This window comes from Pseudomonas sp. TSO6, assembly GCF_056098905.1.
In genome coordinates, this window is record NZ_JBLZWV010000015.1 from 24,064 (window position 1) to 42,648 (window position 18,585).

Annotated in this window: 18 protein-coding genes; 9 read left to right on the top strand and 9 right to left on the bottom strand. The window is 64.0% G+C overall.

The window, feature by feature from the left end:
* Positions 1-19: 19 nt before the first annotated feature.
* Positions 20-1,126, bottom strand: coding sequence for an enoyl-CoA hydratase/isomerase family protein (locus tag ACN6NG_RS04495; RefSeq protein WP_197898590.1), 1,107 nt, complete (start codon positions 1,124-1,126; stop codon positions 20-22).
* A 125-nt stretch (positions 1,127-1,251) separates the two neighbouring features.
* Here ACN6NG_RS04495 and ung point away from each other — a divergent pair, with 125 nt between their 5' ends.
* Positions 1,252-1,944, top strand: coding sequence for a uracil-DNA glycosylase (ung, locus tag ACN6NG_RS04500; protein WP_049275302.1), 693 nt, complete (start codon positions 1,252-1,254; stop codon positions 1,942-1,944).
* A 120-nt stretch (positions 1,945-2,064) separates the two neighbouring features.
* Here ung and ACN6NG_RS04505 read toward each other — a convergent pair whose 3' ends face one another.
* The 5 genes from ACN6NG_RS04505 to ACN6NG_RS04525 form a co-directional block, all read right to left on the bottom strand.
* Complete coding sequence (locus ACN6NG_RS04505) at positions 2,065-3,096, bottom strand: AbrB family transcriptional regulator (protein ID WP_041167583.1); 1,032 nt, start codon at positions 3,094-3,096, stop codon at positions 2,065-2,067.
* The gene (locus tag ACN6NG_RS04510; RefSeq protein ID WP_063422240.1) at positions 3,089-4,603 is read right to left on the bottom strand and encodes a tripartite tricarboxylate transporter permease; all 1,515 of its coding nucleotides are present in this window, start codon (positions 4,601-4,603) and stop codon (positions 3,089-3,091) included. Before ACN6NG_RS04510 ends, ACN6NG_RS04505 begins: the two co-directional genes overlap by 8 nt.
* Before the next feature lie 3 nt (positions 4,604-4,606).
* Positions 4,607-5,065 (bottom strand): tripartite tricarboxylate transporter TctB family protein, encoded by a 459-nt coding sequence (locus ACN6NG_RS04515; protein ID WP_016498162.1) that lies wholly within the window; start codon positions 5,063-5,065, stop codon positions 4,607-4,609.
* Positions 5,066-5,264: 199 nt separating this feature from the next.
* Positions 5,265-6,245 carry a Bug family tripartite tricarboxylate transporter substrate binding protein gene (locus ACN6NG_RS04520; RefSeq protein ID WP_063422239.1) on the bottom strand — a complete coding sequence of 327 codons (981 nt, stop codon included), beginning with the start codon at positions 6,243-6,245 and terminating at the stop codon, positions 5,265-5,267.
* Between the two features lie 46 nt (positions 6,246-6,291).
* Positions 6,292-7,581, bottom strand: coding sequence for an OprD family porin (locus tag ACN6NG_RS04525; protein ID WP_474313068.1), 1,290 nt, complete (start codon positions 7,579-7,581; stop codon positions 6,292-6,294).
* A gap of 200 nt (positions 7,582-7,781) precedes the next feature.
* Between ACN6NG_RS04525 and ACN6NG_RS04530 the strand changes: the two genes are divergently transcribed.
* A complete protein-coding gene (locus tag ACN6NG_RS04530; RefSeq protein ID WP_016498165.1) occupies positions 7,782-8,453 on the top strand; it encodes a response regulator in 672 nt (223 codons plus the stop codon).
* On the top strand, positions 8,446-9,825 hold the full coding sequence (locus ACN6NG_RS04535) for a sensor histidine kinase (RefSeq protein WP_474313070.1): 1,380 nt from the start codon (positions 8,446-8,448) through the stop codon (positions 9,823-9,825). The genes ACN6NG_RS04530 and ACN6NG_RS04535 overlap by 8 nt, the downstream gene beginning before the upstream one ends.
* Positions 9,826-9,951: 126 nt before the next feature.
* On the opposite strand, the gene ACN6NG_RS04540 is transcribed toward ACN6NG_RS04535, so the two are convergent.
* Both ACN6NG_RS04540 and ygfZ read right to left on the bottom strand, forming a co-directional pair.
* Positions 9,952-10,758, bottom strand: coding sequence for an HDOD domain-containing protein (locus ACN6NG_RS04540; protein WP_016498166.1), 807 nt, complete (start codon positions 10,756-10,758; stop codon positions 9,952-9,954).
* A 55-nt stretch (positions 10,759-10,813) separates the two neighbouring features.
* Entirely contained in the window at positions 10,814-11,755 is a 942-nt protein-coding gene (gene ygfZ, locus ACN6NG_RS04545; protein ID WP_474313073.1) for a CAF17-like 4Fe-4S cluster assembly/insertion protein YgfZ, read from the bottom strand.
* Between the two features lie 133 nt (positions 11,756-11,888).
* Between ygfZ and ACN6NG_RS04550 the strand changes: the two genes are divergently transcribed.
* Positions 11,889-12,143 (top strand): FAD assembly factor SdhE, encoded by a 255-nt coding sequence (locus tag ACN6NG_RS04550; RefSeq protein WP_016498168.1) that lies wholly within the window; start codon positions 11,889-11,891, stop codon positions 12,141-12,143.
* Positions 12,127-12,591 (top strand): protein YgfX, encoded by a 465-nt coding sequence (locus ACN6NG_RS04555; protein WP_353456301.1) that lies wholly within the window; start codon positions 12,127-12,129, stop codon positions 12,589-12,591. The genes ACN6NG_RS04550 and ACN6NG_RS04555 overlap by 17 nt, the downstream gene beginning before the upstream one ends.
* Positions 12,592-12,673: 82 nt before the next feature.
* Here the strand turns inward: ACN6NG_RS04555 and nadB are convergent, their stop codons facing one another.
* Positions 12,674-14,278 carry an L-aspartate oxidase gene (nadB, locus tag ACN6NG_RS04560; RefSeq protein WP_059395466.1) on the bottom strand — a complete coding sequence of 535 codons (1,605 nt, stop codon included), beginning with the start codon at positions 14,276-14,278 and terminating at the stop codon, positions 12,674-12,676.
* A 444-nt stretch (positions 14,279-14,722) separates the two neighbouring features.
* Between nadB and rpoE the strand changes: the two genes are divergently transcribed.
* From rpoE to ACN6NG_RS04580, 4 genes are all read left to right on the top strand, one after another.
* The gene (rpoE, locus tag ACN6NG_RS04565) at positions 14,723-15,304 is read left to right on the top strand and encodes an RNA polymerase sigma factor RpoE/AlgU (protein ID WP_003252049.1); all 582 of its coding nucleotides are present in this window, start codon (positions 14,723-14,725) and stop codon (positions 15,302-15,304) included.
* Between the two features lie 31 nt (positions 15,305-15,335).
* Entirely contained in the window at positions 15,336-15,932 is a 597-nt protein-coding gene (locus tag ACN6NG_RS04570; protein WP_474313079.1) for a sigma-E factor negative regulatory protein, read from the top strand.
* Positions 15,933-15,940: 8 nt separating this feature from the next.
* Complete coding sequence (locus ACN6NG_RS04575; RefSeq protein ID WP_232861318.1) at positions 15,941-16,906, top strand: MucB/RseB C-terminal domain-containing protein; 966 nt, start codon at positions 15,941-15,943, stop codon at positions 16,904-16,906.
* Between the two features lie 209 nt (positions 16,907-17,115).
* Entirely contained in the window at positions 17,116-18,516 is a 1,401-nt protein-coding gene (locus ACN6NG_RS04580; protein WP_373873688.1) for a DegQ family serine endoprotease, read from the top strand.
* Positions 18,517-18,585: the final 69 nt, after the last annotated feature.

Here is an 18,585-nt window from a genome sequence, read left to right on the forward strand (position 1 = left end):
CAGCCCCAGGTTGTTGAAGTCAACTCAGGTCCGCCAATGGATGCCGCCCCTCCCATGCCTTGGAAAAATGCGCCTCGACCACCGCCGCCGGTACCTGAGCTACATCCGGCCAGTGCCAGCGGGGGTGGTTGTCCTTGTCCAGCAAGCGGGCTCGCACGCCTTCGCTGAATTCCGGGTGGCGGCAGCAATTCAGGCTCATGCAGTATTCCATCTGGAACACCTGCGCCAATGAGAGGTGACGCGCCCGGCGAATCTGCTCCCATACCAGATGGGCGGTCAGCGGGCAGCCTTCGTGCAGCCGCTGGCCTGCTTCTGCAAGCAGTGGGTCGTCATGGTGCTTGAGCCCCTCCAGTGCACGCCAGGCCGCCGCCGCATCGGCCACGTCGAGCAATGCATCGATCACCTGCCGCCGCGGCAACCACTGGGCTTCGGGCAACTCGGCGCAGGCGCGGTGCTGTTCGGCCTTGAGCAGGCTGTTCAGTTGCAGGGCGGTCTGCTCCTGCCAGTTCAGTTGCAGCAGCTCTTCGACCAGCGCCTCTTGCTGGTGCTCGCCAAAAAAACGGTCGGCCAGGCCTAGGTCAAGGGCGTCGCGTGCGTTGATTGGCGCGCCCGTCAGCCCCAGGAACAACCCCAGTTTGCCCGGCAGCCGGGCGAGGAACCAGCTGGCACCCACGTCGGGGTACAGGCCGATACTGATTTCCGGCATGGCCAGACGGCTGCTAGGTGTGACGATGCGTACACTGGCGCCCTGCAGCAGCCCCATGCCACCCCCCAGCACATGCCCGTGGCCCCAGCACAGCAGCGGTTTGGGGTAGGTGTGCAGGGCGTAGTCCAGGCGGTACTCTGCGGCAAAGAAAGAGGCGGCCAGGGGCGGTACGCTCCCGGGGTGGTCACGGCAGGCCTGCACCAGCGCCCGCACATCGCCTCCGGCGCAGAAGGCTTTGGCGCCGTTGCCGCGCAGCAGCACGCAGACAACCCCCGGGTCGCGGGCCCAGGTGTGCAATTGCTCGCCCAGCACCTCGATCATCGGCAGGCTCAGGGCATTGAGCGCCTTGGGCGCATCCAGGGTGGCGATGCCGATGCGGGCGCCGTCGGCGCCGGTGAGTACCTCACAATGAATGGCCATGGACTACCTCGCTCAGTCATCGCACAAGTATGGCCTGCCTGACCGAACATGCCGGTCGTCGGTCGGATCGTTTGACAAGCGGGAAGGGCTTACCTAGTGTCGCGCCATTGATTACGGATGGCCCCATGACTGACGACGATCGCATCAAACTCGAACCCAGCTGGAAAGCCGCATTGCGCGCTGAATTCGACCAGCCCTACATGCATCAACTGCGCGAGTTCCTGCGCAGCGAGCGTGCCGCCGGCAAGGAAATCTACCCGCCAGGGCCGCTGATCTTCAATGCGCTGAACTCGACGCCGCTGGACCAGGTGAAGGTGGTGATACTCGGGCAGGACCCCTACCACGGGCCAGGCCAGGCGCACGGCCTGTGCTTTTCGGTACAGCCGGGCGTGGCCACGCCGCCGTCGCTGGTCAATATCTACAAGGAAATGCAGCGCGACCTGAACATCCCGATCGCCAGCCACGGCTACCTGCAAAGCTGGGCCGAGCAGGGCGTGCTGCTGCTCAACACCACCATGACCGTGGAGCGGGCCAATGCGGCGTCGCATGCCAAGAAGGGTTGGGAGTTCTTTACCGATCGAGTGATCCAGGTGGTCAGCGAGCAGTGCCCGAACGTGGTGTTCCTGTTGTGGGGGGCACATGCGCAAAGCAAGCAGAAGCTGATCGACGGGACCAAGCACCTGGTGCTGAAGTCGGTGCATCCGTCGCCGTTGTCGGCTTACCGCGGGTTCCTGGGGTGTGGGCATTTCAGCCGGACCAACAGCTTCCTCGAACAACGTGGGCTGGCGCCGATCAACTGGGCGGTGCCACCGCTCTAATCACCTGAAACACCGCGTCGCCTTCTTCGCGGGCTTGCCCGCTCCCACAAGACCTGCACCAGCCTCAAGGCAGGTGCCATCCCTGTGGGAGCGGGCAAGCCCGCGAAGCAGGCGACGCGATTATTCCTGGTTTGCATTCCACAGCCGGAATAACGGCTCCGCCAGAAACAGCACGAACAGCAAGCGCATCACCTGCAGCGCCGTCACCAAAGGCACGGACAGTTGCAGGGTCTCTGCTGTCAGGCTCATTTCGGCAATGCCCCCCGGCATCATCCCCAGCGTCAGCGAACGCAGGTCCAGCGCTGTCATCACGCTCAACACCCACGCGGCACTGCCGGCGATGGCCATGCACAGCGCCGTGGCCAGAAGCGTGCGCCCCAGGAACGACGGGGCCCGGCGGAAGAAGGCGCGGTTGAAGTGGCAGGCCAGGCCACTGCCGATCAGCCACTGGCCGATCTGGCTGGCGCCATTGGGCAGGGCGATCTGCAGGTTGCCGGCCAGGCTGACCGTGGCCGCCACCAGCAATGGCCCGAACAGCCAGGGGTTGGGCTGGCGCAACCGTTGCCAGAGCAGCGCAACGGCAACGCCGAGCGGGCTGATCAGGGCCAGCCAGCCCCAGCTGACGCTGCCGGCATGATTGAGCGGCACCCCGTCACCCAGCAGAAACTTGAACAGCGCGGGCACGCACAGCACCACTGCCAGCACCCGCAGGCTCTGCGCTGCCGCCACCTGGCTGAGCACTGCACCGTTCCGGGCACCCAGGTTGACCATCTCCCCCGAGCCGCCAGGCATGCTGGCGAAGAAAGCCGTGGCGCGGTCTTCACCGGTGCGCCGCAGCAGCCACACGCCGATCACGCTGGACAGGGTGGTGAACAGGGCACCGAAGAAGATCAGCGCAAAATGGCTACCCACCTGCTCGATCACTGCCGGCGTAAAGTGCAGGCCAATGCCGATGCCGATGATGCACTGCCCGCATTTTCGGCCGTTGGGAATTTCCGACAACTGCCAGGGCGTCAGGCAGCGCACCAGGATGATGGCCAGCAGCGAACCCACCATCCACGGCAAAGGCCAGCCGACCTTGCTGGCGAGGTAACCGCCAGCAAGGCCGACCAGCCCGGTTGCGACAAACAAAGGCAACGGTCGATCAGGCATCGGCCAGGGCCCGACGCTGCAGGCTGCGTTTACGCCAGATGCGCAGCAGCGGCAGGGCGAGCATCAACGCCACCAGCGCCCAGACGCCCATGCTGATCGGGCTCGACCAGAGGATGCCCAGTTCACCGTTGGAGATCGACAGTGCACGGCGCAGGTTCTGCTCCATCAGCCCGCCCAGGATGAAACCGAGCAGGATCGGCGACAGTGGGAAGTCCAGCTTGCGCAGGATGTAACCCATGATGCCGATGCCGACCATCAGGAACAGGTCGAAGGTGGTGGCATGCACGGCGTATACGCCAATAGCGGTGATGATGGCGATCACTGGCACCAGCGCCCAGTTTGGCACGGCGAGGATGCGGGTGAAGATGCGGATCATCGGGATGTTGAGGATCACCAGCATGATGTTGGCGACGAACAGCGAAGCGATCAGGCCCCAGACGATGTCCGGCTGCTGTTCGAACAGCAGTGGGCCAGGGGTGATGTTGTACAGGGTCAGGGCGCCGATCATCACGGCCGTGGTGCCAGAGCCCGGTACGCCCAGGGTCAGCATCGGGACCAAGGCGCCACAGCAGGACGCACCAATGGCAGTTTCCGGCGCTGCCAGGCCACGGGCATCGCCTTTGCCGAACTTGCCGCTTTCCCCGGCCAGGCGTTTCTCGGTCATGTAGGCCACGGCACTGGCCAGCGTCGCGCCGGCGCCGGGCAGAACGCCCATGATGAAACCAAGCAGGCCGCAACGGATGTTGACCACGAATACCGAAGCCGCTTCCTTGAAGTTGAACAGCATGCGGCCGGTAGCTTTTACCGCCTGATGACCATGGTGGGTCTTTTCCAGCAGCAGCAGGATTTCACTGATGGAGAACAGGCCTAGCACCAGCACCACGAACTGGATGCCGTCGGCCAGGTGCACGCTGTCACCGGTGAAGCGGTACACGCCGCTGTTGGCATCAATGCCGACCGCCGACAGGAACAGGCCGATCAGTGCGGCAATGAAGGTTTTTAGCGGTTTGTCACCTGCCATGCCACCCAGGGCGACGATGGCAAACACCATCAGTACGAAGTATTCCGCCGGGCCGAAGGCGATGGCCCATTTCGCCAGCAGCGGGGCGAACAGCACCATGCCGCAGGTGGCGATGAAGGCGCCGATGAACGAACTCCAGGCCGACAGCGACAGTGCGACGCCCGCCAGGCCTTGGCGAGCCATCGGGTAGCCGTCCAGGGTGGTCATCACGGTCGAGGCTTCTCCCGGGATGTTCAGCAGGATCGAGCTGATACGCCCGCCGTATTCGCAGCCCAGGTACACCGCGGCCAGCAGGATCAGCGCCGACTCTGGCGGCAGGCCCAGGGCGAAGGCGATGGGGATCAGCAGGGCCACGCCATTGATCGGGCCCAGGCCCGGCAGCAGGCCGACCACCGTGCCGATCAGGGTACCGGAGAGGGCGGTGACCAGGTTGTAAGGGGTCAGGGCAACGCCGAAGCCCTGGCCCAGGTAGCTCAAGGTATCCATGTGTCAGTTCTCCAGTACGCTCAGCAGGCCAAGGGGCAGGGGCACGTCCATCACGCGGTCGAACAGCCAGTAGAGCAGCAGGCTCATGCCGACGACCACGAGGGCGCTGTGCAGCCAGCGGCCGCCATACAGGCGGGCCATGGGCAGGCCGACAAGGATGGCGCTGAGGATGAAGCCCAAGGCTTCGAAGGTGGCCGCGAAGACGATCAGCAGGCCGACGCAGGCGGTGATCTTGGTCAGGGTTTCGCGGTCCAGTTCCGGTTCGTCGTCCTTGCGCACGATGGGCGTGGGGCGGAACACCAGGTACAACAGGCCCAGGCCCATCAGGCCGAGCATCAGCAGCGGATAGGCGCGTGGGCCCACCGGTTCATAGGAAAACGCCGCCTGGTAGGGCCAGGCCATCACGGCCAGGGCGGCGCACACCGCCAGCAGGACCAGGGCGAAGATGCGTTGCAGGATCATTGGGGAATCCTCGTCGGGATTGCTCAAGTGAGATGCAAATCCTGTGGGAGCGGCCTTGCGTCGCGATCGGGCGCGAAGCGGCCGCTAAACCTGCCGATGCGATCTGTCCGAAGCGTCGTATCGGCTGTGCCAGGGGCCGCTGTGCGGCCCATCGCGGCTCAAGGCCGCTCCTACAGGGGTGGTGGTGAGTCCGACAGGCTTACTGGATCAGGCCAAATTCCTTGGCCAGTGCCTTGTAGTCGGCCACTTGCTTCTTCACATAGCCGTCCAGCTCTTTGCCGGTCATGGCGAACGGGAACAGCTCGCGCTGGTCACGCAGCTCGGCGAAGTCTTGCGAGGCCAGCATCTTGTCGAACGATGCCTTCCACCATGCGTAGTCCTCGTCGCTCACCTTTGGCCCCAGGTAGAAGCCGCGCACTACCGGCCAGACGATGTCGTAGCCCTGCTCCTTGGCGGTAGGGATGTCTTTCATCTCGGGCTCGTCCAGGCGGTTTTCCGAGAACACCGCAAGGATGCGCATGTTGCCGCTCTGGATGTGCGGCATCGAGTCGGAGATGTCGGTAGAGCCGACCTGGATATGGCCGCCCAGCAGCGCCGTGGCAATTTCGCCACCGCCTTCCAGGGCCACATAGCGCAGGTCACGCGGGTTGATGCCGGCGGCCTTGGCGATCAATGCGGTTTGCATCCAGTCCTGGCTGCCGACGGTGCCGCCAGAGCCGATCACCACCTTGCTGGGGTCTTTCTTCAAGGCCGCGACCAGGTCGTCGAGGGTCTTGTAGGGCGAGTCGCTTTTCACCGCGATGGCGCCGTAGCTGGTGCCGACAGCTGCCAGCCACTTCACGGCGTTCTCGTCGAAGCGGCCGAACTTGCCTTGAGCCAGGTTCAGCAGGGAGCCACTGGACCAGGCCACCAGGGTGCCGGCATCGGCCGGGCGTTGAGCGACCACGGCGTTGTAGGCCACCGCGCCGACACCGCCGGGCATGTAGGTGACGCGCATCGGCTTGCTGAGGATCTTTTCCTGCACCAGGGCGCTTTGCACCAGCTTGCAGGTCAGGTCGAAGCCACCGCCGGGCGAGGCGGGTGCGATGCATTCAGGGCGTTTCGGTTCGGCGGCAAGGGCGTTGCCGGCCAGCAGCAGGCAGCCGGTAGCGAGGACGAGGCGGCGCAGTGAAAAGGTCATCGTCTATCTCCGTGAGCGTTGTTGTTTTTGGATTACCGCTATGGGGTTACCACAGCGCTACGCTGTAGCTCACCAGCAGCCTCACTTCGTCCGCGTCGCGGGCGAAGTTGGAGCGGAAGGTGGCATTGCGCAGGCGCACGGCGACGTTCTTCAACGGGCCGCTTTGTACCACGTACTTCAGTTCGGTGTTGCGTTCCCACTCTTTGCCTTCGCCACCGGCGGCACGGCTGACATTGTCACCGCTGATATAGCGGGTCATGAAGGTCAGGCCGGGTACGCCGAGCGCGGCAAAGTTGTAGTCGTAACGCGCCTGCCAGGAACGCTCGTCGGCACCGGCGAAGTCGTTGATCTGGACGAAGTTGACCAGGTACGGGTCGGCGCCATCGACATACGGGAAGGCGCTGTCGCCGGACAGCTGCTGCCAGGCGGCGCTGACCTTGTGCCCGCCCAGGGCGTAGCTGAGCATGCCGTTGACGGTGGTGTTGTCGATGTTGCCGGCTTTGGCGGCACCGGCGTCGTCGCTCACTGCCAGGCGCAGGTCGGCGCCCAGGGTGCCCGGCCCCCAGGGTTGGGTGGCGACCATGCCGATGAAGTGCTGGCGGTAGATGTCGTCGAGCTGGGCGAAGTGGTAGCTGCCGGTGATGCGGTCGGTGAACTGGTAGTCCAGGCCGGCCAGGGCCAGGTTGTCGGCGCTGAACGTGCCACCAAAGCGGCCGTTCTTGTTGTTCAGCGCCAGGTCTTCCCAATTGGTGTCGTTGCGGTCCTTGGCCTTGTCCAGGCGCCCGCCCGTGAAGGTCAGGCCCTTGATCTCTTTCGAAGTGAGCAGGCCGCCCTCGAAGGTTTGCGGCAGGATTCGCCCATCGTTGGGCTGCAGCGTCGGCAGCTCGGGGATCAGGGTGCCGATCTTGAGTTCGGTCTGGGAAATCTTCACCTTGCCGGTGAGGCCCAGCTTGGAGTATTCATCGGCGGCCTTGCCGTCATCATGGGTCGGCAGCAGGCCGGTATCGGTGCGGTCGGGGCTGGAGTCGAGCTTGATGCCGAGCATGCCCAGCACGTCGAGGCCAAAGCCTACGGTGCCATCGGTGTAGCCGGACTCGAAGTTGAGGATGAAGCCCTGGGCCCACTCGTCGCGCTTGGATTGTTGCGCGCTGGTGCCATCGCGAAAGTCGCGGTTGAAGTACATGTTGCGGGTTTCGAAGGTGGCCGTGCTGTCTTCGAAGAAGGCGGCCTGGCTCATCGGGGCGACACCGGCAAGCGCGAGGGCGCTGGCGATGGCAGAGGGGCGTGCGGCAAAGGAACGGGTAGGCGCGAACGCCTGCGGCTGCAATGACAGCATCGTCGATGACTCCGTTTATTGTTCTTATTCGTTGCACCTTGCTGGTGCTTTTTTCGGCGCGAGGAGCGACCGTGGTGCGATGCTAGGCAACGAACCTTTCGCTAACCTTTCAACGAGAAAGGTTTGTCAGAAGGGGCTTCACAGGCCTGGCGACAGCGGTACACTCCGCGCCACCGCCCCACCCGAGCAGGGAGAAACCGATGCGTGTGCTGCTGGTCGAAGACCACCTGCAACTGGCCGAAAGCGTGGCCCAGGCCTTGAAAAGCCACGGCCTGACTGTGGATGTGCTGCATGACGGCGTGGCCGCCGACCTGGCCCTGGCCAGCGAGGAATACGCCGTGGTCGTGCTTGATGTCGGCTTGCCACGCATGGACGGCTTCGAGGTACTGGCGCGCCTGCGCGGCCGTGGCAAGACGGTGCCGGTGCTGATGCTGACTGCCCGCAGTGACGTCAAGGACCGTGTCCATGGCCTGAACCTGGGGGCCGACGACTACCTGGCCAAACCGTTCGAGCTGACCGAGCTCGAAGCACGGGTCAAAGCCTTGCTGCGCCGCAGTGTGCTAGGTGGTGAGCGCCAGCAACGTTGCGGGCCTCTGGTCTACGACCTGGATACCCGGCGCTTCGCCCTGGGCGACGACAACCTGACCCTGACCTCGCGCGAGCAAAGCGTGCTGGAAGCGCTGATCGCCCGCCCAGGCCGGGTGATGAGCAAGGAGCAACTGGCTGCCCAGGTATTCGGCCTGGACGAAGAAGCCAGCCCCGACGCCATCGAGATCTACATCCACCGCCTGCGCAAGAAGCTCGACGGCCACCCGGTGGCCATCGTCACCTTCCGCGGCCTGGGCTACCTGCTAGAGCACCGCGATGCGTGACAACGGCAGCCTGCGCGGGCGACTGCTGGGCAACCTGGCCTTGCTGCTGGTGGTGCTGATGCTGGCCAGCGGCCTGAGTGCTTACTGGAACGGCCGCGAAGCCGCCGACACGGCCTACGACCGCACCCTGCTGGCCTCGGCGCGAACCATCGCCGCCGGGCTTTCGCAGCGTGACGGCTCGCTGAGCGCGGATGTGCCCTACGTGGCGCTGGACACCTTCGCCTACGACAGTGCCGGGCGTATCTACTACCAGGTGCTGGACATCAAGCAGCGGCTGATTTCCGGCTACGAGAACCTGCCACCGCCGCCCCCCGGCACGCCACGTACTGATGACTACCCGGCCCTGGCGCGGTTCTACAACGCCACCTACCTGGGCCAGGACGTGCGCGTGGTCAGCCTGCTGAAGGCAGTGAGCGAGCCGAACATGAACGGCATGGCAGAAATCCGTGTGGCCGAGACCGAGGAGGCGCGGGTGCGCATGGCCCGTGGGTTGATGGCCGACACCCTGCTGCGCCTTGGCATGCTGGCGCTGGGCGCGCTGGTGATGGTGTGGTTTGCGGTGAGCGCCGCGTTGCGGCCGCTGGAGCGCCTGCGCACCGCGGTAGAGGAGCGCCAACCGGATGATCTGCGGGCGCTGCCGGTGGTGCAGGTGCAGCGTGAGCTCAGCCCGCTGGTGCGGGCCTTGAACCACTTTACCGAGCGTTTGCGCGGCCAGTTCGAGCGCCAGGCACAGTTCATTGCCGATGCCGCCCATGAACTGCGTACGCCGCTGGCGGCCTTGAAGGCTCGGGTCGAGCTGGGGTTGCGCTCTTCCGAGCCGCAGGAGTGGCGGCAGACCTTGGAATCTGCGGCCCAGGGCACGGACAAGCTGACCCATCTGGCCAACCAGTTGTTGTCGCTGGCGCGGGTTGAAAACGGTGCACGGGCGATTGCCGAAGGCGGTGCGCAGCGCCTGGACCTGAGTCAGCTGGCCCGTGAGCTGGGCATGGCCATGGCGCCTTTGGCGCACAAGCGCGGGGTGGCGCTGGCCCTGGAGGCCGAGGCCCCTGTATGGCTCAAGGGTGAACCGACGCTGCTCAACGAACTGTTGAGCAACCTGGTGGACAACGCCCTGGCGCATACGCCAGCGGGGGGCAATGTGATCTTGCGGGTAGTGGCGCCGGCTGTGCTGGAGGTGGAGGATGACGGCCCGGGCATTCCCGAGACTGAACGCGAGCGGGTGTTCGAGCGGTTCTACCGGCGCAGTGCGCAGGGTAGCGGGCTTGGCCTGGCGATTGTCGGCGAGATCTGCCGGGCGCACCTGGCGCAGGTGAGCCTGCATGATGGCGAGAAGGGTGGGTTGCGGGTGCGAGTGAGTTTCATAGCCGATTGATGTGTTGATTCCGCTGGCCCTATCGCCGGCAAGCCAGCTCCCACAGGACACCGCATGGCTTGAGGCCAAGGCAGTCGAAGTGGGAGCTGGCTTGCCGGCGATAGGGCCCGGGCAGGCTGACACAGCTCAGCGCAACATGCTTCGCGCCTCGAGCAGTTCATCCACTTCCAGCTCTGTACCGAACGGCAGCCCAAGATGGCGGTACGCCGGCAGTGCCGCCAGCGGCCGATGGCGGCCACGCTGGCTGATGCAGCGGGCGATCTGCACGATGTCGATGTAGTCGACCTTGTCGGTCTGCCGGTCCAGGTCCTGAACCTGGCTCGGCAAGTTGATCAACTGCTCCGGAAACTCCCAGGCCTTGAGGATCTTGTCCCCCAGCACCGGCTGGATCTGCTCGATCACGTAATGCAGGCAAACCGGGTCGGACAACAGCTCGTTGTGCTCTTCGGCATAGATCAGCACCGGCAACGCGCCGATCTGGTTGACCAACCCGCCCAAGGTGGCCTGTTCAGGCTTGAGCTGGGTATAGCGCCGGCAGATTTCGTAGCTGATGCCTGCCACTTCCAGGCTGTTGGTCCAGATATCGCGAAGCTTCTGTTCAACCGCCGGTGAGCGGGCATGGAAAATCTGCTCGATCACCAGGCCGATGGCCAAATTGCAGCTGTAGTTGATACCCAGTCGCGTGATGGCGGTATGCAGGTCGGTGACCTCGACCGCCGCGCGCAGCAGTGGGCTGTTGACCACCTTGATCAGGCGCGCTGAAAGGGCCGCGTCGCGACCGATCACCTTGCTCAGGGCCGCTACGCTGATCTCGCTGTCTTCCGCCGCCTCACGGATGCTCAAGGCAACCTCGGGCAGGGTCGGCAAGACCAGGTCATCCTTTTCGATGGCATCGAGCAACTGTGCTTGAACCATCTCGGCCAGCTTGTTCATGGGCGTGTCTACCGCAGTGGTGGTGCGGCCCCGCCACGGTGGCGGGGCAGGCTGGTCAGCGCTGGATTTCCCGGTCGCGGTCCAGTTCGTAGGGCAGGGTCAGCACCTGTAGGCGCGGGCCTTCGAGGCTGCCCAGGTGCAGGTTGTCGTCTGCCACCGCGTCGGCGCTGAGCACCGCGAGCAGTTCACAGCCGGCGCCGCTGCCGGCAGCAATGACCACTTCACCGACCGACGAACCATGGGTGGGCGAGAAGATCTCGGCACCTGGGGCCGGAATGGCCTGCTGGTCCAGTGCCAGGCGGTACTGGCGGCGTTTGAGCTTGCCCAGGTACTGCATGCGGGCAACGATTTCCTGGCCGGTGTAGCAACCTTTCTTGAAGCTGACGCCGTCGACGGCCTGCAGGTTGATCATCTGCGGGATGAACAGCTCACGGGTCGGCCCCATGACCTGGCCGATACCGGCACGCACCTGCCCCAGCAGCCAGTCGTTCAGGCTGCCTTCAGGCAGGGCGCTGGCGAGGGCCTGGCGTACCGTGTCGGCGTGTTCCGCCGGTGCCCACAGCTCCACACGCCCCTCGGACACGGCAATGGCGATCAGGCCTTCATGGCGCACGGTACTGCCGGCGCCTTCGGGCACGTCGAGCCCCAGTGCCAGCAGCGCAGCGTCACCGCCTTGCAGGCCAAAGCGTGCCCAGGCGGCGCTTTCATCGGTCAGCGTGGCCTTGGAAAATACAGCGTATTTCTTCAGGTCGGCCAGTTGCGCCTCAAGCAGTTCGCTGGCCATGGCCAGCAGGTAGCCGTTGCCTTCGGGCAAGATGCGGAAGCTCGATTGCATGCGCCCCTTGACCATGCAGCGGGCGCCCAGGCTGGCGTGTTCCTGGCTGAGGTAGTTGATGTTGCAGGTCAGCTGGCCTTGCAGGAACTTGCCTGCATCGGAGCCGCGGACGGCGAGGATGCCCTCGTGGGACAGGGGGCAGAAGAAAGCGGAATCGGCCATGGGTCATCGCGGTGGCTAAAGACTGGCGGCCATCATAGAACGCCGGTAACAAAATAGGTAGGTGACTAGACCAACGCCCGGTGTCGCTGCGCTCGCCGGGCTGTATACTGGCGGGCCATTCGAGGAGGGCCCCATGGTCGAACAAACTGAACTCAACCGGCTTTTCTGGCATAGCCGCCGCGGCATGCTGGAACTGGACGTACTGCTGGTGCCTTTCACCCAGGAAGTCTACTCCACCCTCAACGAGACCGACCGCGAACTGTACGTGCGTCTGTTGAGCTGCGAGGACCAGGACATGTTCGGCTGGTTCATGGAGCGCACCGAGTCCGAAGACCCGGAGCTGCAGCGCATGGTCCGCATCATCCTGGACCGTGTCCAGCCCAAGTGAGTGTTTCGAGTGCCGCTGGCAAGGCTCGCGCCTGCTGCTAGCGGCCTACCTGGGCTGCCAGGTGCTGGCGTGGCTTGCCGTGTGGGCGAGCCCGTTGCCTCATTGGCTTTCCTTTTCTGTTGTCGCCGCCTGTGTCGCCCACGCTGGCTGGGCCATTCCCCGACGTATCCTGTTGACCCATGAGCATGCCGTTGTTGGCCTGCGCCGTGATGTGCGCGGCTGGCATGTGTTCTGCCGTGCCCGTGGCTGGCAACCGGTGCGTTTGTGCCGGGACAGCGTGGCGTTACCGGTGCTGGTGGTGCTGCGCTTTGAGCGGGCGGGGCGATGGATGGGGCAGAGCCAGTGCATACCGCAGGATGCGCTGGGGGCGGATGAACATCGGCGCTTGCGGGTACGGTTGAAGTTCAGCCGGCGCAGGTGGGCTGAGGTGGGGGCGAGTCGGGGCTGACAGGTGTTCGCCGTAGCAGGTTCAGCGCCTGTGATATCGAGCGCCGCCCGCGCGGCGCTCGATCTCACAGACGCTGCACTTTTCAGAGCGGACTGAGGATGGTGTCCTTGGCCTCGTCCAGCATCCCCGGGTAATCCAGTGTGTAATGCAACCCACGGCTTTCCTTGCGCTGCATGGCCGACAGGATCATCAGTTCGGCCACCTGCGCCAGGTTGCGCAGTTCGATCAGGTCGCGGCTGACTTTGTAGTTGCTGTAGAACTCGTCGATTTCGTCCAGCAGCAGGCGAATGCGGTGCTGGGCGCGCTGCAGGCGCTTGCTGGTACGCACGATACCCACGTAGTCCCACATGAAGCGCCGCAGCTCGTCCCAGTTGTGCGCGATGATCACGTCCTCGTCCGAGTCGGTGACCTGGCTGGCATCCCACCCTGGCAGCGCCGTGGGCATGGACACGTGTTCCAGATGCGCCTCGATGTCGGCAGCGGCGGCACGGCCATAGACAAAGCATTCCAGCAGCGAGTTGCTGGCCATGCGGTTGGCACCGTGCAGGCCGGTGAAGCTGGTTTCGCCGATGGCGTACAAGCCTGGCACATCGGTGTGGCCGCGATCATCGACCATCACCCCGCCACAGGTGTAGTGCGCCGCCGGTACGACCGGGATCGGCTGGCGGGTGATATCGATGCCAAAGGCCAGGCAGCGCTCGTACACGGTGGGGAAGTGGGCCATGATGAAATCGGCCGGCTTGTGGGTGATGTCCAGGTACACGCAGTCCACGCCCAGGCGCTTCATCTCGTGGTCGATGGCGCGGGCGACGATGTCGCGCGGGGCCAGCTCTTCGCGCGGGTCGAAGCGTGGCATGAAGCGCTCGCCATTGGGCAGGCGCAGCAGCGCACCTTCACCGCGCAGTGCTTCGGTAACCAGGAAGCTCTTGGCCTGCGGGTGGTACAGGCAGGTCGGATGGAACTGGTTGAATTCCAGGTTCGCCACCCGGCAGCCCGCCCGCCAGGCCATGGCGATGCCGTCACCGCAGGCGCCATCGGGGTTGCTGGTGTAGAGGTAGACCTTGGCTGCACCGCCGGTGGCCAGCACGGTGAAGCGCGCGCCGAAGGTGTCCACCTCACCGGTGTTGCGGTCGAGCACGTAGGCGCCCAGGCAACGCTCGCCCGGCAGGCCCAGGCGGCGTTCGGTGATCAGGTCGACCGCCACGCGCTGCTCCAGCAGCTGGATGTTCGGGCGCCGGCGCGCCTGTTCCAGCAGCGTGGTGAATATGGCTGCGCCGGTGGCGTCGGCGGCGTGGATGATGCGTCGGTGGCTATGGCCGCCCTCACGGGTGAGGTGGAATTCGAAGCCGCCATCGTCAACGCTGGAATGCTCGTCGCGGGTAAAGGGCACACCTTGCTCGATCAGCCACTGGATGGCTTCGCGGCTGTGTTCGACGGTGAAACGCACTGCATCTTCATGGCACAGGCCGCCGCCGGCATTGAGGGTGTCCTCGACATGCGACTGCACGGTATCGGTATTGTCCAGCACCGCCGCGACGCCACCCTGGGCCCAGAAGGTCGAGCCGTTGGCCAGATCGCCCTTGCTGAGCACGGCAACACGCAGGTGGCTGGGGAGGTTCAGTGCCAGGCTGAGACCGGCGGCACCGCTGCCGATCACCAGGACATCATGTTGGAATTGTTGGCTCATGTCGGGACACTAGTAATCTTGAGAGGGGGCGCGGCACAATAGTCACGCGCAGATGGCATTGTGAAACTATCGTTAAACTTGGCCAGGCTGCCTTTATAGCAGCCCGAGGTGGCCAATTTCCATGCCACTTGGCCACTTACCGAGGCGCGCGGCAACCTTTGTGGGAACTTTCCGACATGGCCGGAAATCCTATGAAGGTTGCCCGCACGTCACAATTTGCCGCGGCGACGCAGGGTTGCAGGCCTGTCCGGGCTGTCCCTGCGTATTCGAAACCTGATTATCGACGTAGCCGGCCGTGACCGCGCCGCGTCTTCCGTGCTAGCCGACCAAGGGCTGCAGGAAACTTGCTTGGAGGGGAGAACTTTTGCGTAAAGCCCGAGTCTATGGTTGCAAGCCTGATCGATGGGTGTTGCACCGCTCCTTCGAGTTCACTGAGGAGTGTTCATGCTAACCCAGGAAGAGGATCAGCAGCTTGTCGAGCGCGTGCAGCGCGGTGACAGGCGAGCGTTCGATCTGTTGGTGCTGAAGTATCAGCACAAGATTCTCGGGTTGATCGTGCGGTTCGTTCACGATACCCACGAGGCCCAGGATGTAGCACAGGAAGCCTTTATCAAGGCCTACCGTGCGCTTGGCAATTTCCGCGGTGACAGTGCGTTTTATACCTGGCTGTACCGCATCGCCATCAACACGGCGAAGAACTACCTGGTGTCCCGTGGAAGACGGCCGCCAGACAGCGATGTGAGCTCCGAGGATGCGGAGTTTTATGACGGCGATCATGGCCTCAAGGATCTCGAGTCCCCAGAGCGCTCGTTGTTGCGGGATGAAATCGAAGGCACTGTCCATCGCACCATCCAGCAACTGCCTGAAGACCTGCGTACGGCGTTGACCCTGCGCGAGTTCGACGGGCTGAGTTACGAAGACATTGCCAGTGTCATGCAATGTCCGGTGGGTACCGTGCGCTCTCGAATCTTCCGCGCTCGGGAGGCCATAGATAAAGCCCTGCAGCCGTTGTTGCAGGAAACCTGAGACAGCGGCGACAGCCAAGAGAGGAACCGCCATGAGTCGTGAAGCTTTGCAGGAATCGCTGTCCGCGGTGATGGATAACGAAGCGGACGAACTGGAACTGCGTCGGGTGCTGAGCGCCGTTGACGACGCCGAAACCCGTGCCACCTGGTCGCGTTACCAGGTAGCCCGTGCAGCCATGCACAAGGAGCTGCTGCTGCCTAACCTGGATATCGCCTCGGCGGTGTCTGCGGCGCTGGCGGACGAAGCCGTGCCGACCAAGATCAACAAGGGCCCATGGCGTAGCGTCGCTCGCCTGGCGGTCGCCGCCTCGGTCACCGTTGCGGTGCTGGCAGGCGTGCGGATGTACAACCAGGACGAAATCACCGGCGCCGAGCTGGCTTCGCAGCAGCCTGCACAACAGGGCCTGAGCATGCCACAAACTCAGGGTCCGGCCGTGTTGGCAGGCTACAGTGAAAGCAGTGAGCAGCCGACTGGGCCGATGGCCAACGGTGTGCTGCAAAACCAGGCTGGCTGGGATCAGCGTCTGCCGGGCTATCTGCGTCAGCATGCCCAGGAGTCCGCACTCCAAGGCACTGAGACTGCCCTGCCTTACGCCCGTGCCGCCAGCATGGGAAACCCCGCTAAGTAAGGAGGATCATGCGCGCGCTACCTCTTCTGTCGCTGCTGATTGGCAGCTGCATGACTGTGCCGGTATTGGCAGCCAACTCCTCGCCCCAGGCGAGCGAGTGGCTTAACAAGCTGGCACAAGCCGAGCAAAAGCAGAGTTATCAGGGCTCGTTCGTCTACGAACGCAACGGTAGCTTCTCTTCCCACGATATCTGGCACAGGGTCGAGGACGGCAAGGTCAGCGAGCGGCTGCTGCAGCTTGATGGCGCCGCCCAGGAAATCCTGCGCGTGGATGGCAAGGTGGAGTGCGTCAGTGGGGCGTTGGTCAGCGGTGTGACTACCCCTGCGGATGCTGCTCAGCGTGTGCTTGATCCGCTGAAACTGATGGGCTGGTACGATTTGAGCGTGGCCGGCAAGTCACGGGTCGCCGGGCGCGACGCCGTGATCGTGACGCTCACTCCCCGCGACCAGCACCGCTATGCCTTCGAACTGCACCTAGATCGCAACACTGGCCTGCCGCTTCGCTCGTTGATGCTCAACGACAAAGGGCAGTTGCTCGAGCGCTTCCAGATGACCCGCCTCGATACCACCAAGCCGCCCAGCGACGATGACCTGCGCCCCAGTGCTTCCTGCAAGCCGGTGCAGCGTGTTGCCCCTGCCAGCAATGACAGTGTCGCCGGCTGGCGCTCGGACTGGCTCCCGCCAGGGTTCGAGCTGGTCAACAGCTCGGTACGGCGTGACCCCAAGCGTGACAGCACAGTCAGTAGCCTGATGTACGACGATGGCCTGGCGCGCTTCTCGGTGTTCCTTGAGCCCGTGAAGGACGATGCCGGGACCGATGTGCGTACCCAGCTTGGCCCGACCTCGGCGGTTTCGCGACGCCTCAACACGCCCAAGGGCAAAGTAATGGTCACCGTGGTCGGCGAAATTCCGCTGGGTACGGCAGAACGCGTCGCATTGTCGATGCGCCCTCAGGATGCCCAGGCGCGCCAGTAATGGTGCGCTTTTGCGGGCCATGCCAAGGCGAACGGATATGCGCCTGAAATGAAATTAAAGCATTGTCATTTGCAATCTACTGGCAAATTTTCTATAGGTCAGGCTTCTTGGAGCCTGGCCTTTCCTGCGTTGTGCAGGGGCCTTTCTAAACTACCGCTCGTTGTGACGGGAGTCGTATGTCAACACCACGCTTGAAATCCTACCTATCGATGTTCGCCGCCGTGCTCATGCTCGGCCAGGTGCTCACCGCCCAGGCCGAGGAAGCCCTGCCCGACTTCACCACGCTGGTAGAGCAGGCCTCGCCGGCAGTGGTCAACATCAGTACCAAGCAGAAGCTGCCGGACCGTCGGGTTGCCGCTGGGCAGATGCCGGACCTGGAAGGCCTGCCGCCGATGTTCCGCGAATTCTTCGAGCGCAACATGCCGCAGCAGCCGCGCTCGCCGCGTGGCGACCGTCAGCGTGAGGCGCAATCGCTCGGTTCGGGCTTCATCATTTCCAGCGATGGTTATGTGCTGACCAACAACCACGTGGTGGCCGACGCCGACGAAATCATTGTCCGCCTGTCGGACCGCAGCGAGCTGCAGGCCAAGCTGGTCGGCACCGACCCGCGCACCGACGTGGCCCTGCTCAAGGTCGAAGGCAAGAACCTGCCGATCGTGAAGCTGGGTGATTCCGAGAAGCTCAAGGTGGGCGAGTGGGTGCTGGCCATCGGTTCGCCGTTCGGCTTCGACCATTCGGTGACCAAAGGTATCGTCAGCGCCAAGGGCCGCACGCTGCCCAACGAGACCTATGTGCCGTTCATCCAGACCGACGTGGCCATCAACCCGGGTAACTCGGGCGGCCCGCTGTTCAACATGAAGGGCGAAGTGGTGGGTATCAACTCGCAGATCTTCACCCGTTCTGGCGGCTTCATGGGCCTGTCGTTCGCCATCCCGATCGATGTGGCGATCGATGTGTCAAACCAGTTGAAGAAAGACGGCAAGGTCAGCCGCGGCTGGCTGGGCGTGGTGATTCAGGAGGTCAACAAGGACCTGGCCGAATCCTTCGGCCTGGACAAGCCGGCGGGTGCGCTGGTGGCCCAGGTGCTGGAAGACGGCCCGGCAGCCAAAGGTGGCCTGCAGGTGGGTGACGTGATCCTGAGCATGAACGGCCAGCCGATCGTCATGTCGGCGGACCTGCCGCACCTGGTCGGTAGCCTCAAGGACGGCGAAAAGGCCAAGCTGGAGATCATCCGCAACGGCAAGCGCCAGACCCTGGATGTGGGTGTCGGCGCGATGCCGGATGACGATGCCGACATCGGTGCCGGTGCCGAAGGCAGCGCCGAGCGTAGCAGCAACCGCCTGGGCGTTTCAGTGGCCGACCTGACCGCCGAGCAGAAAAAGTCCCTCGAACTCAAAGGCGGCGTGGTTATCAAGGAAGTGCAGGATGGCCCGGCAGCGATGATCGGCCTGCGGCCGGGTGACGTCATCAGCCACCTGAACAACCAGGCCATCGGTTCGGCCAAGGAATTCACCGAAATCGCCAAGGAACTGCCGAAGAACCGCTCGGTGTCCATGCGCGTGCTGCGTCAGGGGCGTGCCAGCTTCATCACCTTCAAGCTCGCTGAATAAGCGGTTTTGCAGGGAGGAAAGGGCAGCTACGGCTGCCCTTTTTCATGAAAATTCACAATTGCGGGCGCC